Annotated in this window: 12 protein-coding genes, 1 tRNA gene and 1 pseudogene; 8 read left to right on the forward strand and 6 right to left on the reverse strand. The window is 29.3% G+C overall.

Translation table 11 applies throughout. The annotated features are described in order from the left end of the window. Positions 1–24 precede the first annotated feature (24 nt). Positions 25–195 (forward strand): transcriptional regulator, encoded by a 171-nt coding sequence (locus tag WBG30_RS02270; protein WP_424503023.1) that lies wholly within the window; start codon positions 25–27, stop codon positions 193–195. A gap of 3 nt (positions 196–198) precedes the next feature. Beyond that, positions 199–1,275: a site-specific integrase gene (locus WBG30_RS02275; protein ID WP_424503024.1), complete on the forward strand. Its 1,077-nt coding sequence runs from the start codon at positions 199–201 to the stop codon at positions 1,273–1,275. Between the two features lie 66 nt (positions 1,276–1,341). Here the strand turns inward: WBG30_RS02275 and WBG30_RS02280 are convergent. Further along, positions 1,342–1,418 (reverse strand) — tRNA-Arg (locus tag WBG30_RS02280). 82 nt (positions 1,419–1,500) lie between these two features. Between WBG30_RS02280 and WBG30_RS02285 the strand changes: the two genes are divergently transcribed. Beyond that, the gene (locus tag WBG30_RS02285) at positions 1,501–2,814 is read left to right on the forward strand and encodes an SH3 domain-containing protein (RefSeq protein ID WP_424503025.1); all 1,314 of its coding nucleotides are present in this window, start codon (positions 1,501–1,503) and stop codon (positions 2,812–2,814) included. A 107-nt stretch (positions 2,815–2,921) separates the two neighbouring features. Here the strand turns inward: WBG30_RS02285 and WBG30_RS02290 are convergent, their stop codons facing one another. After that, positions 2,922–4,856 carry an EAL domain-containing protein gene (locus WBG30_RS02290; RefSeq protein ID WP_424503026.1) on the reverse strand — a complete coding sequence of 645 codons (1,935 nt, stop codon included), beginning with the start codon at positions 4,854–4,856 and terminating at the stop codon, positions 2,922–2,924. Positions 4,857–5,322: 466 nt separating this feature from the next. On the opposite strand from WBG30_RS02290, the gene WBG30_RS02295 reads away from it, so the two are divergent. The 5 genes from WBG30_RS02295 (at position 5,323) to WBG30_RS02315 (ending at position 10,849) form a co-directional block, all read left to right on the forward strand. Beyond that, positions 5,323–6,846 (forward strand): glutathione ABC transporter substrate-binding protein, encoded by a 1,524-nt coding sequence (locus WBG30_RS02295; RefSeq protein WP_424503027.1) that lies wholly within the window; start codon positions 5,323–5,325, stop codon positions 6,844–6,846. 78 nt (positions 6,847–6,924) lie between these two features. After that, positions 6,925–7,851 carry a nickel ABC transporter permease gene (gene nikB, locus WBG30_RS02300; protein ID WP_424503028.1) on the forward strand — a complete coding sequence of 309 codons (927 nt, stop codon included), beginning with the start codon at positions 6,925–6,927 and terminating at the stop codon, positions 7,849–7,851. A gap of 15 nt (positions 7,852–7,866) precedes the next feature. Beyond that, on the forward strand, positions 7,867–8,778 hold the full coding sequence (gene nikC / locus WBG30_RS02305; RefSeq protein WP_424503029.1) for a nickel transporter permease: 912 nt from the start codon (positions 7,867–7,869) through the stop codon (positions 8,776–8,778). A 106-nt stretch (positions 8,779–8,884) separates the two neighbouring features. After that, a complete protein-coding gene (locus WBG30_RS02310; protein WP_424503030.1) occupies positions 8,885–9,868 on the forward strand; it encodes an ABC transporter ATP-binding protein in 984 nt (327 codons plus the stop codon). A 72-nt stretch (positions 9,869–9,940) separates the two neighbouring features. Further along, positions 9,941–10,849, forward strand: coding sequence for an ABC transporter ATP-binding protein (locus WBG30_RS02315; protein WP_424503034.1), 909 nt, complete (start codon positions 9,941–9,943; stop codon positions 10,847–10,849). 297 nt (positions 10,850–11,146) lie between these two features. Here the strand turns inward: WBG30_RS02315 and budA are convergent, their stop codons facing one another. The 4 genes and pseudogenes from budA to WBG30_RS02335 all read right to left on the reverse strand — a co-directional run. Continuing rightward, positions 11,147–11,974: an acetolactate decarboxylase gene (budA, locus tag WBG30_RS02320; RefSeq protein ID WP_424503031.1), complete on the reverse strand. Its 828-nt coding sequence runs from the start codon at positions 11,972–11,974 to the stop codon at positions 11,147–11,149. 261 nt (positions 11,975–12,235) lie between these two features. Continuing rightward, positions 12,236–13,138: an aldo/keto reductase gene (locus WBG30_RS02325; protein WP_424503032.1), complete on the reverse strand. Its 903-nt coding sequence runs from the start codon at positions 13,136–13,138 to the stop codon at positions 12,236–12,238. Positions 13,139–13,366: 228 nt separating this feature from the next. Next, positions 13,367–14,392: a LacI family DNA-binding transcriptional regulator gene (locus WBG30_RS02330; RefSeq protein ID WP_424503033.1), complete on the reverse strand. Its 1,026-nt coding sequence runs from the start codon at positions 14,390–14,392 to the stop codon at positions 13,367–13,369. Between the two features lie 28 nt (positions 14,393–14,420). Next, positions 14,421–14,801, reverse strand: a pseudogene (locus WBG30_RS02335) (hypothetical protein); the annotation flags it as partial.

Genomic DNA, 14,801 nt, shown 5'->3' on the forward strand with positions numbered 1-14,801 from the left:
TAAAGATTTGTTTAGGAGGTAGCGATGAAAGATTTCTATAGAAAAGAAGATTTAATGAAAATTTTGGATATATCAGAAAATACAGCATATAAAATAATAAGAGAGTTAAATGCAGAGCTAAAAGAGCAGGGGTATAAGACTATATGTGGTAGATTACATAGAAAATATTTTGATAAACGTTATAGGATTAATTAGTCTATGAGTGTATATAAAGATAAGCTAAGGAATAGTTGGTATGTAGAAATAAGGTATAAAACCTATAATAATGAGCAGAAGAAAAAGAAAAAAAGAGGTTTTAAAACAAAAAAGGAAGCCAAAGAATGGGAAATTAAATTTCTTTCTGAAGAAAAAGAAACAAGCTCAATGTTAGGCTTTAAACAGCTAGCAGAAATTTATCTAGAAGATATACAAGTAAGAGTAAAAGCTAGTACATTTGCAAGAAAAAAAAGAGTATTTAGCGGAAAGCTCATACCATATTTCAAAGATAAATTAATCCAAGATATTACACCTGCAGCTATAAAAAAATGGCAAAATCATGAATTAAAAAACGAATATACAAAAAGTTACTTTAAAACTTTACAAAAAGAATTGAGTGCAATATTTAATTATGCAGTTAAATTTTATGGAATTAAAGAAAATCCTGTCAGAGTAACTGGAGGAGTCCAAGAATCACCTTTATTAAGAGAAAAGAAAGATATCAATATAATAACCCCTGAAATATACAAAAGGTTTATAAGGGAGATTAAAACATTTGATAATAGTGAAATTTCACTTATATTTTCTTTACTATATTATAGTGGTTGTCGAATAGGTGAAGTATTAGCTCTAAATATAAAAGATCTGAACTTTGATGATAGTAGTATAAATATAAATAAAACTTATTCTAAAATTGATAAAAAGGGATATATTACAACGCCAAAGACTAAATCATCTATTAGAGTTATAAAAGTTCCAGATTTTTTGATAGATAATTTAAAGATATATATAGGGACTCTATATGATAAGGAAGTAAAAAGAATTTTTCAAGTTAGTAGAACAAACTTACATAGACGTAAAAATTTAGCAATAAAAAAATTGAAACTAGAACAATTCAGCCTACATGATTTTAGGCATAGCCACGCTTCAATACTTTTTCAAAGCGGAGTAAACATTGTTAAAATTTCAAAAAGATTAGGTCATGATAGTATAAAAATGACCTTAGATACATATTCACATTTAGTAGATTCTAATGAAGATAAGGTGTTGGAAGTTTTAAATAAATTAAACGATATTTAAACTTTTGTCCCCAAATTGTCTCCACAAATTTATGAGTTGAATAAACTCAGTTGTTAAAATCGAAAGTGGCGCACCTAATAGGAATCGAACCCATAACCCTCTGATCCGAAGTCAGATGCTCTATCCAATTGAGCTATAGATGCAAACCAAGTAGGGTTAGTTTACCCCAATTACAGTATTATGTCAACTAGAATTATAAATGAGATTTAGAATTGGAGGGGAAATATGAAATTTTTATATGTATTATTAATTATAATAACATCTCTCTATGGTTGTAGCGCTAAAGAGGTAGTTCTTCCTATAGAGATAAAGTTAACAATAGTAGAAAATAAAGAAGCTATGAGTAGTACACCTATAAAATTGAAAACAGTGCCATTATACGAAAAAAAAATTGAATACAATGGAGAGCTACCACTAATAAATTATTTATTCACTAACTCTAGAGCAAATATACGAAGTGAGACATCGATAACCGGAAGAATTCTAGATAAAACAAATATAAAAGAAAAAATAGAGGTCTTAGGAAGGGTAAAAGGGAATAAGATTAAAAATAATAGGGTTTGGTATAAAGTTAAATATAAAAAAAATATTGGTTATCTTCATTCCTCTGTAGCGATAAAAAGAGAATTTGATTTTGAAGAAATGGCAAAAAGAGCAAGGAACTTAGATCTTTTTATTGCAGAAGCCCAGATAAATAATTGGAGTATTCAACGTATAATTCAATATAAACCTGGCTCTACTGAAAAAGAAGGAATTCCGGTAGATATGTATGGAAATAGGGGAGAACAGAGTATTGAAGGGACCTATATAAATCCCAGTGGGAAAAGTTATTTGAGATATCTTTCAGATGGGAGAATAGTCGCTATAAGAGAAAAAATTCAAGAGAAATATCTTGTATCTATCCCTGATTCGATGAGAATATACCAAATAGAACAAGGGAAAACAAAAAAAATTGATATAAGTGATGGAATAAATAGAGTTATAGTAATTGATTTAAAAAATCAAAATCAAGGTGTATTTTTGAAGAGGAATGATGTTTGGGATTTAATTTCCTATTCCTTAATTACAAGTGGAGTAAATAACAACCGTGACTCCTATGAAACTCCAAAAGGTTATTTTTTAGTTGGGAATACAGTAAAGCAAGTGATTTTTCCTTATGAAGTAAAAGTAAAAAAAGAAGAACTAGGAGAAAGCGTTGATGAAAACATAACAGAAAAAGGATTAAATGAGGAAGATTATGAAATAGTAAAAAAATATTCAAGAGCTAATTATGGGATAAGATTTAGTGGCGGTGGTTATATCCATGGCATTCCACTAAACGATGATATAGTGGAAGAATTAGGAAGTGAAGAGGCCGTAAAAGAAAGAAAAGAAAGAGCAATAATCACGTTGGGGACATATAAAAGATCACATAAATGTGTTAGAAGTCCAGAAGAACATGAAAGTTATTTATACCATGATTTTGTAGGTTATGATCCTAAATATAAAGATAAGTGGTGGAGAATTCCTAGACAGAATGTAGCAGTTATTGTATTTTAAAGTTGGGGAACAGATGGTAAGTGTAAGAATACTAAAATATTAAAAATCCCTGTGAGATTACACTAAAAAAGTATTTTCACAGGGATTCCCTTTAAAATTAGAGTGTTTCATTTCTTTAAATTCATCAAATAAGTTTTATTTTTTATTTTTTTTAAGACCGTTTCTAGTTTTTCAGGTTTACCAAAATAATATCCTTGAAAAATAGAAACTCCTAAATCTGCTAACAAATTAATTTCTTTTAACTCTTCTACTCCTTCTACTACAATTTTGAGATTAAGATTTTGACCTAACTGGATAATTGTTTTTAGAACATTCATATCTCTATTAGTTTTAAACATATTTACTACGAAAGATCGATCAATTTTTAAAGTTGTTATGGGCAATTTGGCTAGTGAAGATAAAGAAGAATAACCAGTCCCAAAATCATCGATAAGAAAATTTACTCCTTTACTTTTTAAAATTTCAATTTTTTTTATAGAGTTATCTACTTCATCTATAAAATTATCTTCTGTTAATTCAAATTCTATTCCATCTAAATTGTCATATTTTTCAAGCATTTCCTCTAGAAAAAATTCTTTATTGAAATGAGTAGGAGAGATGTTTACAGATACTTTTGTTTTTAAAAATTCTATATCCTTTCTTACTTGTTTTATTAAAAATTCTGTAAGGGAGATTATTAGGGATGATTTTTCTGCTATAGATATAAATTTTATAGGAGGAATCAAGCCTTTTTCTTTGTGATTCCATCTCATAAGGGCTTCAAATTCTATATTTTTGGTTATGATATTAACTTTCGGTTGATAGTAAACTACGAATTCATTTTTATGAAGGCCCCTTTGAATATCAAATTCCATCAAAGCAATTTCTTTTTGAGTATTACCTTTTATAATTCTTAGTTTTTCAAATAAAACTCTGAGCATAGAGTTTAAATCTGTTTCATCATCCCATTTTAAAAAGACTTTACGAACAGTAATATGCAACTCCCTTTTTTTCAAGAAATCATATTTTTTTAAAGATGATTCAAATCTTTTTTCTAATTGTTTTATCGTCTGATTAGTTGAAAACTCTTTAAGAACAACTAAGAATTGATCACCATTTAATCTAATAATTTCATCTGTTTCTCTAAAGGTTATTTTTAATACATCAGCAAGTTTTTTTATCATATCGTCACCTATTTTTGTACCAAACTCCTCATTGATATAGGTCATATCCATTATGTCAAACAACCCTACAAATATTTGTTTTTTTTCAAATGAAAGAGGTTTAATTATTTTATTCAGTCTTTCTATCCCTTCTTTTCTTTTTAAAACATCAGTAAGAGCATCATAGTTAATACTTTTGATAAAATTTTCTTTAATTTTTTTCTTTTCTTTTATATTTTCAGATATTATTAATACAAATAATACTAATATTAGTAATAATAATAATGTATGTAATACTTGATAAGAAACTTTTTTAAAGACTAGTTTATTTAAATTGGTAATTGTCATATCAGCCCCTGAGATATACTTTCTACCGTCTTCTGTTAATGATATAATATATATAGATCTATATGTACCAAGGTTATCAGAACTATCGAGATAGACTATATCTTCGCTGTTAAATATATTAATAGTTTCTTGAATAGAATCATCTTCAACATCTTCAAAAGTAAACCAATAAAATTGAGAGAGATTTTTCTTTTTAAAATATTCAAGGTATTCTTCACTAGCTCCCCCAATAGAAGTATATGTAGGCATGTTATCATCAATTATAATTGTATAGAGATAATCAACTCCATTTATATGGGCTATATCTATAAGTTTTTTTGAAGTTTTTAAAATTTGATTTTCATTGTATGAATTTTTATTCATATTTTTAAAATTATAATCATTTCCAAGATAAAAAGGTATATTTTTGGCTGTTTTATAAAGATTTTTATCTATTCTTTGAAGTTCGTCGTGATATAAACTATTGGTTTCATAGTATATATTTAGTAATATACTAATAACTAAAATAATAAAAACATAGATAGTATTTATTTTTCTTTTTTTTAATTTCATAAAAGATCTCCTCAAAATCAGTGACATAAAAATCCTAATTTTTTATATAAGTTTAAGTTTCTTTAAAAACTCTAATGATTACTTATATATATATTTATTTTCTTTTTTTCCTTTTTATAATAAAATATAGGAACTTATAAATTAAATATTTTTTTGTGGTGAATATCATTTTTTCTTATGAAACTTTAAAAAAAATAATGAAAAACTAAAATATTTTTTTTAATTTGACTTATTTAAAGGTAAACTTTATTATGATTTTAAAAAAAAATAATATTTTAATTTTTTTTATTTCACATACGTATAAAATTTTAGTATTTTATGTTTAATTGGGTATAAAAATTCGGTAACTGTTGAAAAAGTAATTAAATGAAACAGCAGTATATTATTTTGTTGACAAATTAAAAATAAAGGGGTAATATTATCTTAGAAATAGCTTATAAAAATAAGAATAAATATGGAGGGAAATATGAGAAAATTTTTATTATTAATTTCATCATTGGTTGTCTTAATAACGTTAACAGCTTGTGGTGGTGGTGAAAAAGAAACTAAACTAAAAGATACTTTGGTGGTAGCTCAAGGAGCCGATGCTAAATCATTGGATCCACATGCATCAAATGATCAACCGTCATCTAGAGTATCAGCACAAATTTATAGTGGGTTGGTATCAACTGATGTAGATATGAATATTGTACCTGCACTTGCAGAATCATGGGACCAACCAAATTCTACAACAACGATCTTTCATCTAAGAAAGGGAGTGAAATTCCATAATGGGGAAGAGTTAAAAGCATCGGATGTTAAATTTACAATTGAAGAGATGTTAGCTTCACCAACTGTTCATCATATTATAGAAGCTGTGGATAAAGTTGAAGTAGTAGATGATTATACAGTTAAAATAATTACAAAGGAACCATTCGGGCCATTATTACACCATTTAGCACATACAGCGTCTTCTATCTTAAATGAAAAAGCTGTTACTGAAGCTGGAGATGACTATGGACAACATCCAGTTGGAACAGGACCATATGCATTTGTAAAATGGGATTCAGGAGACCAAATTGTATTAAAAGCAAATGAAAATTATTTCTTAGGAGCTCCTAAAGTTAAAAATGTAATCTTTAGAAATATAACTGAAGGTACAAATAGAACTATCAGTTTAGAAACTGGTGAAGTAGATATTGCATATGATATTGAACCTATTGATAAAAACCAAGTCAAAGATAACGAAAACTTAAACTTGATAGAAGAAGAATCATTATCTATGGCATATATTGGATTTAACTTCGAAAAAGCACCATTTGATAATAAGTTAGTTAGACAAGCCATTGGACATGCAATAGACGTCGATATCATCATCGATGTAGTATTAGATGGTGCTGGATCAAAAGCAAATTCACCTATTGGACCAAAAGTATTTGGATATGATAAAGATGCAAAATCATATGAATATGATCCAGAATTAGCTAAGAAATTATTGGCTGAAGCAGGATATCCAAATGGTTTTAAAACTACAATATGGACAAATGATAATCCAGTAAGATTGCAAATTGCAACTATTGTACAAGATCAATTAAAGCAAGTAGGAATAGAAATGGCAGTAGAACCAGTAGAATGGGGAGCTTACTTAGATGGAACTGCAAGAGGAGATCATGAGATGTTTATCTTAGGTTGGGTTACCACTACAGGAGACGCTGACTATGGATTAAATGCCTTATTTAACAGTGCTAACATTGGTGGAGCTGGGAATAGATCTTTTTATGGAAATAGAGATGTAGATAAGTGGCTAGACAAAGCTAAATCATCGACAGATCCAAAAGAAAGATTAGAACTATACGCTAAAATTCAAAAGCAAATCATGGAAGATTTACCAGTAGATCCATTATATTATCAAACAATGAATGCTGGTATCAATAAAGATGTAAAAGGATTTAAATTAAATCCAGCAGGACATCATAAGATCTACGGAGTGTATTTTGATCAACAAAAATAATCTTAATTGCCTTCTGAAATAGTTAATTTTAGAGGGTGATTTTTTTAAAGAAATAAATATAAAAATTAGGGGGGGAATATGCATAAATATATATTTAAAAGAATATTATTATTGATACCAGTATTATTGGGTGTATCATTTTTAGTATTTTCAATAATGTCATTTACACCTGGAGATCCAGCACAACTTATTTTAGGAGAAAGTGCTCCTAAAGTACAAGTGCTAGCACTCAGAGAGAAGATGGGACTTAATGATCCATTTTTAATGCAATATGGAAGATTTGTTCTAAATGCAGTACAAGGAGATTTTGGAAGATCTTATACAAGTGGTAGAGAGGTATTTGGAGAGATTTTCCAAAGGTTTCCAAATACATTAATTTTGGCAATAATTGGTGTGATAATAGCTATATTAATTGGTATACCTGTGGGAATTATATCTGCGACTAAACAATATTCTATAATGGATAGTACCAGTATGATAGCTGCCCTCTTAGGGGTTGCAATGCCAAACTTCTGGTTAGGACTTATGTTGATCTTATTTTTTTCAGTTGGTTTAGGGTGGTTACCATCAGGTGGATTTGGAGGGTGGAAAAGTTTGATCCTTCCATCTATTACACTTGGAACAGGAGCTGCAGCAATAATTACAAGGATGACTAGATCGTCTATGTTAGAAGTAATTAGACAAGATTATATTAGAACAGCTAGAGCTAAAGGTGTTAGTGAAAAAAAAGTTATTAACAAACATGCTCTTAAAAATGCATTAATTCCAGTAATCACAGTTGTAGGATTACAATTTGGTTACTTATTAGGTGGAGCGGTACTTACAGAAACTGTTTATTCTTGGCCAGGAGTGGGAAGAATGATGGTAGAAGCTATTAGAAGTAAGGACACGCCAGTTGTGTTAGCAGCGGTTTTATTCCTTGCTACAACATTTTCAATAGTAAATTTATTTGTAGACATCTTATATGGATTTGTAGACCCAAGGGTTAAATCTCAATATAAATAAAAGGAGGATTTAATTATGTCAGAAGTATTAAACAGTGAAAATATAGATAAAAATTCTTCTAACGAAACTGTAAATAAAAAAAGAAGTCAGTTGGCGGAAGTATGGAGAAGACTAAAAAAAAATAAAATGGCCATGGCTGGTATTGCAATTTTATCAATAATAGTCCTATTAGCTATTTTTGCTGATGTTATTGCACCATATGATAGTTTAGCAATCAAGCAAAATTTAAGAGATAGATTACAAAGTCCAAGTGGAGCACATATTTTTGGAACCGATGAATACGGTAGAGATATGTTTGCTAGACTTATTCATGGTGCCCGTGTATCACTGCAAGTCGGAATATTAGCTGTTGGGATTTCCATAGTTATTGGTGGGAGTTTAGGAGCTATAGCTGGTTATTATGGTGGAAAATTAGATAATGTTATCATGAGAATAATGGATGTTTTCCTTGCAGTTCCTAGTATTTTACTTGCTATTGCAATAGTTTCGGCACTAGGACCAAACTTATTTAATCTTATGCTTGCAATCAGTATATCTTCGGTTCCTGGATATGCAAGAATTGTGAGAGCATCGGTAATTTCAATAAGAGATCAGGAATTTGTAGAAGCAGCTAAAGCAATTGGAGCAGATGATTTTAGAATTATATTTAAACACATCATACCGAACGCACTTGCTCCAGTAATTGTTCAAGGAACATTAGGAGTAGCAGGAGCAATACTTTCAACAGCTGGACTTAGTTTTATAGGTTTAGGTATTCAACCACCTGCACCAGAATGGGGAGCAATGCTTTCAGGAGGTAGACAATACCTTAGATATGCACCACATGTAACTACTATTCCAGGCATAGCAATAGTAATTACTATCTTAGCTTTAAACTTAGTTGGAGATGGACTTAGAGACGCATTAGATCCACGATTAAAATCATAATTAAATAAAGCGGAGTGATATTGCATCCAAATAGGCACAACATAGAGTGAATCAGCAGTATGTTGGGGTATATTTTTCTATACTATAACAAAAGGAGAAAAGTCTTATGAGTGATAAATTATTAAATATAAAAGATCTTACTATTCAGTATACAACTGAAGATGGAGTAGTAAAAGCAGTGAATGGTATTAATTTAGATTTGAAAGAGGGAGAGACGTTAGGACTAGTAGGAGAAACAGGAGCAGGAAAGACTACTACAGCTTTAGGAATGATGAGACTTATACCTAATCCTCCAGGTAAAATAATGAGGGGGAGTATTGAATTTGAAGGAAGGGATCTATTGTTACTTTCTGAGGATGATATGAGAGGAATAAGAGGAAATAAGATCTCTATGATATTTCAAGATCCAATGACATCATTGAATCCAGTATTGAGTGTTGGAGAACAAATCTCGGAAGTAATATTAATTCATCAAGATATAAATGTTGAAACAGCAATTGAAAAAGCCAAAGAAATGCTTGAATTAGTAGGTATTTCAGGAACAAGGTACAATGATTATCCTCATCAATTTTCTGGTGGAATGAAACAAAGGGTTGTAATTGCCATTGCACTTGCATGCAATCCGAAGTTACTTATTGCAGATGAGCCTACAACAGCTTTAGATGTTACTATCCAAGCTCAAGTATTAGACCTTATGAATAACCTAAAAGAAAAGTTTAAAACAGCCATGCTAATGATTACACATGATCTAGGTGTAGTAGCTCAAGTTTGTGATAAGGTAGCTATAATGTATGGTGGCGAAATTATAGAATATGGAAAGATAGAGGATATATTCGAATCTACAAAACATCCATATACAATGGGATTATTCGGTTCTATACCAAGTCTAGGCAGTCATGTTACAAGACTTAGTCCCATTAAGGGAAGTATGCCAGATCCAACTAATCTACCTTCTGGATGTGCATTTCATCCTAGGTGTGATAAAGCCAAAAATATTTGTTCTAGTAGAGTACCGAAGCATACAAATATTGATGGGCATAGAATTAAGTGTCTAATGTTTGAAAAAGATGTTAAACAAGAATGGATATAGGGAGGAATAAAAGTGGCAGATAAAATATTAGAAGTAAGAAATTTAAAAAAATATTTTTCAACTCCTAAAGGAATGTTACATGCAGTAGATGGAGTAAATTTTTCTATAGAAAAAGGCAAAACCTTAGGGATTGTAGGAGAATCTGGTTGTGGAAAGTCTACAACTGGAAGAGTAATTCTTAGGCTTTTAGAAGCTACAGATGGGGATATTTTTTTTGAGGGTAAAAATATAAGGGAATTTGATAAAAATCAGATGAGAAAATTAAGAGAGGACATGCAAATAATATTTCAAGATCCTTTTGCATCCTTAAATCCTCGAATGACCGTAAGTGAGATCATAGGAGAACCGTTGATCATTCATAAATTAGTTAGCAATAAGAAAGAATTAGGTAATAAAGTAAAAGAATTAATGGACTTAGTAGGGTTAAGTCAAAGACTATTAAATACATATCCTCATGAATTAGATGGAGGGAGGAGACAAAGAATAGGTATAGCTCGTGCATTATCGCTAAATCCAAAGTTTATTGTCTGTGATGAACCTGTATCAGCATTAGATGTATCTATCCAAGCTCAAGTTTTAAACCTTATGCAAGATTTACAACAAAAATTAGGATTGACTTTTATGTTTATTACTCATGATTTATCTGTAGTTAAACATTTTTCAGATGATATTGCAGTAATGTATTTAGGACAATTAGTTGAAAAAGCACCATCTGCAGTATTATTTAAAAACCCAAGACATCCATATACAAAAGCTTTACTCTCCGCTATTCCAGTAGCAAATTTAAAGCATAAGATGGATAGAATTGAATTACATGGAGAGATAACTTCTCCAATAAATCCAGAAGAAGGGTGTAGATTTGCAAGACGGTGTGCATATGCTAGACCAGAATGCAGTCATGGAGATCCTGGATTAAATGAAATTTCAAAGGGGCATTTTGTAGCGTGTCATCTCGTAGATAACTTAGTACATAATAGATAAAAATAAAAAATCACTAAAATATTATATTGTGTTTATCTGATATATACAAAGATATTGAAAACGAGAAGCAATAATTAAAAAATTATTACTTCTCATTTTATAAAAGTTTTACATTAATTTTTATAGTTTATACAAAACTTGCAACAGTCCCAAGTAAACTCCTAAAAGTAATTTTTTACTGTCTAAATAACCTTTTATTTCTTTTACAAATATTTAAGTTTATAATTTTCTATACAATAAAAAATTCCTACAGTTTTAAAACTGTAGGAATTTTTATTATATTACATTAATCTGTATTTATTTACTTTCTATTTTTTTAATATCAGATTGAAGAACACCGGTCATGTCTACATTACCAAATGAGTCATTTTTAGGCATAATAAGTTTAAATTTATCTGTAACATCTATATCAAGAACTGCTGATTTTACATCAACATTAAGTAAATGTCCTCCAACTTTTCTATCATTAGAAATGTAGTGGAAATGCCAACCGCTTACATTTAATTGACTGAAATAATTTGGGAAGTATACTCCTACAATTACTCCTTTAGAATCATTGTATTTAAATTCTGTTTGCTGCTTTGCAACTTCTTTTAATGCTGGATATGGTTTATTTTGTTTAGGAACACTACGTACATGTATTTTATTAAATTCTCCCTCTAATTTAATAACATAAATATAATTTCTATTTTTTTCTAAGTCTATACTTTTATTAACGATATTTTTCAATTCATCAATATTTTTTATTCCATTTAAACCTTTTACTGTTATATCTTTTTCAAAATTAGTGATTACACCAAATGGAGTCGTTGTACTGTCTGAAACTGTGTAGACTTTCCCATCAGATTTTATTTGATACATCTTTCCATCTACAACAATCATTTCTCCATCTAATTGGTCTAAAGTTCCTATCCCAGTATCTCCATTAGCTAAAAATTCTTTGGCGGTAACAGCCCCGTCATATTGTCCTAGCATCAAAGCATTTAATGTAGAGACTTGATACATAACATCGTTATCCATTTCAGTTTTTACTTTAGATGTAGTTGAGCTACAACTAGATAAAGCTAAACCTAGTATTATAAAACAAATTACATAAAAAATATTTTTTGATTTCAGTATTTTCATTTTCACATCTTATTATGATAAATATATAGGTTTCTTATCATAATCCTCCTTTTAATTTTTTAAATATCCTATAAATATTTTTTTAATTTAGTATAAAACTAAATAATATTAGTATAATATCATAGAAATCTAATAAAAAAAAATTAAATATCAATTAAGAAAGTCACAGGTTTTTTAATAAAGTCTCAAGTTGTTCTAGCTTTTTTTGGAAATTCCATTGGGATCTATGATTACTGTAATAATTCACAAACCTTTTACTTTTTAAGCTATTTCAAAACCTCTACATGCATCAAGTATATTAAACCACTGTTTTCTTGTAAGTTTTATATCTAAAGCTCTTATAGCAGCCTCTATTCTCGCCATTTTCCCTGACCCTACAATAGGTGCTATGTTGCTAGGATGATTCATTAGCCATGCATAAGCAATTTCATCTATACCATAGGCTCCAACTTCTTCTTTTATTTCTTCTAGTGTTTTACGAAGTCTTACAAATTTATCTTCTTGAGATGAAAATAACTCTCCCCCTAAAAGAGGAGACCAAGCCATAAGTTTGGTCCTATTTTTAAGCGCGTTATCTACAGATCCATTTTCAAAATTATCGTAACAACCAACAGATAACTCAAGTTGATTTATAGTAAGTGGAAAATCTAAATAAGACTGTAACATGTCAAATTGTTCTGAAAGAAAGTTGGAAACTCCAAAACTTTTTACTTTTCCACTTCTTTTTAACTCTACAAACGCCTTTGCGACTTCTTTAGGATCCATAAACATATCAGGTCTGTGTATCAATAATAGATCTACATAATCAGTTTTCAACCCTTTTAAAGATTTTTCTACAGTATACATAATATGTTCGTAACTGCTATCATAATAATGTCCATCATTTTTAGGCATATTTGGATGCTCAAACCTAATTCCACATTTAGTTATTATTTCCATTTGTTTTCTAAGTTTAGGATTTTTTTCTAAAACTTCTCCAAAAAGTTCTTCACAAATTCCTCCCCCATAGATATCAGCATGATCAAATGTTGTTACTCCTTTTGCTAAACATTTTTTTATTAATTCTACTCTTTCATCTACTGTCATATTCCAATTTTCAGCTCTCCACCAACCATGGATTATTTTGGAAAGTGTTAGACCTTCATTTAATTTTATTCTTTTCATATTTTTCTCCTTTTATTTGGTATATTTTTAATAATCTATCCTTCTTCACTAAATAAATTTTGTAAGCGATCTTAATATAATTACTTATACTATAACAAAGGAATTTCAAATGTGTTTCAAGTTAAAATATTTACTTTACGGTGTTATCTGGGGATGAGAATACTTTTAAAGGTAGAAGGAAGAGAGAACGGAAGAAGGACTAAATTAATTTAGTCCCTTAAAAAAATATTAAAATCTAGTTTTAACTGTTTCCCTTTCAATAATATTACTTTTAAATATCCTTCTAACCTTTTTATCTACTCCATTTATCTGATCAAATAGGTCAATTACAGCATTCTCACAGATATTTTTAAAGGGCTGTTGAACAGTTGTAAGTTTTGGATCAAAGAAATCTACGATTTCCAAATTATCATGACCAATTACAGATATATCTTCTGGAATAGAAAATCCTTGTTTAATAAGTCCTTTAATAAGCCCCAGAGCAATCTTATCTTGCTGACAGACTACTCCGTCAATTGTTTTAAAAAAGTTTATTTTTTCAAAAGCGAGACTCTCTCCAGTTTTAAAATCCATTATATCTTTTATTATATAATCTTTTTCTATTTTTAACTTAGACTCTCTAATAGCCTTTAGGTAACCTATAGTGCGCTGAGAATAGTTTTTTAATTGTTTATTATCACTTGTGATAGTAGCAATTTTTTTACATCCATTTTCAATTAAATACTTCGTAGCAAGATAGCCACTATAAACATTATCATTTGTAAATAGTTTCATTGGACCACAGTATTTTTTGGGTTTATAATAGACCAACGTATGTGGAACCTTATTTCGTTTTAGTGCTTCGATATCTTCTATTGGGATATCTCTGCAGGCAATTAAAAGTCCGTCTACTTCTCTTCCGTTGGTAAGTTTTTTTATATTACTTTTTACACGACTTCTACTATTTAAAGTATAAACTACCGCTTCATAATTTTGTTCTTCAACACCCTTAAGGAGGTATTCCTCTAAAGAACTAAAAAAATCTCTCATATTAAATTTATAAAATTCATCTGGAAATATTATTCCAATACGTTTTGTTTTTCTATTAGCCAAATTTCTTGCATTTACATTACACTGAAAATTATATTCTTCAGCTATTTTTTTTACTCGACTCATTGTTTTTTTTGAGACTAATGGGCTATCATTTAAGCATCTAGAAACAGTAGATTCACTTACACCAGCTATTTTTGCTATATCTTTTAATGTTATTGCCATAATTTAACCTACCTTTCTTTCGTGTATTTTAATAGTTTCCTATAGAATAAAGAATAATATATTGTAGTAAAAAAAATACTATTAGTACTATTGAATATCTGTCAAATTCTAAAGGTAGTTTAGAAACTCCCTCTTCTGACACTTCATTATCTGAAATCATCTTTTTTCTTTGACCAATCAAAGTGTACTTATATTTTTCATCTTCACTCTTATTTGATTTTATAAAGCAACTGAATAAATAACCACTAATAGACGTTATTACAAAACCAATTGCAGGATTCCATATCCAACTAATATTTATTTGTTGACTTATTAAAAATGTAACAACCATACCAATTATTATACCAATAGAAACACTTTTATCATTACTTTTCACTGTAAACATTGCTAGAAAAAATGCACCACACAT

The sequence above is a fragment of the Psychrilyobacter sp. genome, from assembly GCF_049671765.1.
Taxonomy (GTDB): domain Bacteria; phylum Fusobacteriota; class Fusobacteriia; order Fusobacteriales; family Fusobacteriaceae; genus Psychrilyobacter.

Excerpts from the sequence above, each read along its gene's own strand:
- WBG30_RS02270 (WP_424503023.1), top strand. The coding sequence starts at position 25 with ATGAAAGATTTCTATAGAAAAGAAGATTTAATGAAAATTTTGGATATA.
- WBG30_RS02325 (WP_424503032.1), bottom strand. The coding sequence starts at position 13,138 with ATGAAAAGAATAAAATTAAATGAAGGTCTAACACTTTCCAAAATAATC.
- WBG30_RS02310 (WP_424503030.1), top strand. The coding sequence starts at position 8,885 with ATGAGTGATAAATTATTAAATATAAAAGATCTTACTATTCAGTATACA.
- WBG30_RS02295 (WP_424503027.1), top strand. The coding sequence starts at position 5,323 with ATGAGAAAATTTTTATTATTAATTTCATCATTGGTTGTCTTAATAACG.
- WBG30_RS02315 (WP_424503034.1), top strand. The coding sequence starts at position 9,941 with ATGTTACATGCAGTAGATGGAGTAAATTTTTCTATAGAAAAAGGCAAA.
- WBG30_RS02285 (WP_424503025.1), top strand. The coding sequence starts at position 1,501 with ATGAAATTTTTATATGTATTATTAATTATAATAACATCTCTCTATGGT.
- nikC (WP_424503029.1), top strand. The coding sequence starts at position 7,867 with ATGTCAGAAGTATTAAACAGTGAAAATATAGATAAAAATTCTTCTAAC.
- WBG30_RS02330 (WP_424503033.1), bottom strand. The coding sequence starts at position 14,392 with ATGGCAATAACATTAAAAGATATAGCAAAAATAGCTGGTGTAAGTGAA.
- nikB (WP_424503028.1), top strand. The coding sequence starts at position 6,925 with ATGCATAAATATATATTTAAAAGAATATTATTATTGATACCAGTATTA.
- WBG30_RS02290 (WP_424503026.1), bottom strand. The coding sequence starts at position 4,856 with ATGAAATTAAAAAAAAGAAAAATAAATACTATCTATGTTTTTATTATT.
- budA (WP_424503031.1), bottom strand. The coding sequence starts at position 11,974 with ATGAAAATACTGAAATCAAAAAATATTTTTTATGTAATTTGTTTTATA.
- WBG30_RS02275 (WP_424503024.1), top strand. The coding sequence starts at position 199 with ATGAGTGTATATAAAGATAAGCTAAGGAATAGTTGGTATGTAGAAATA.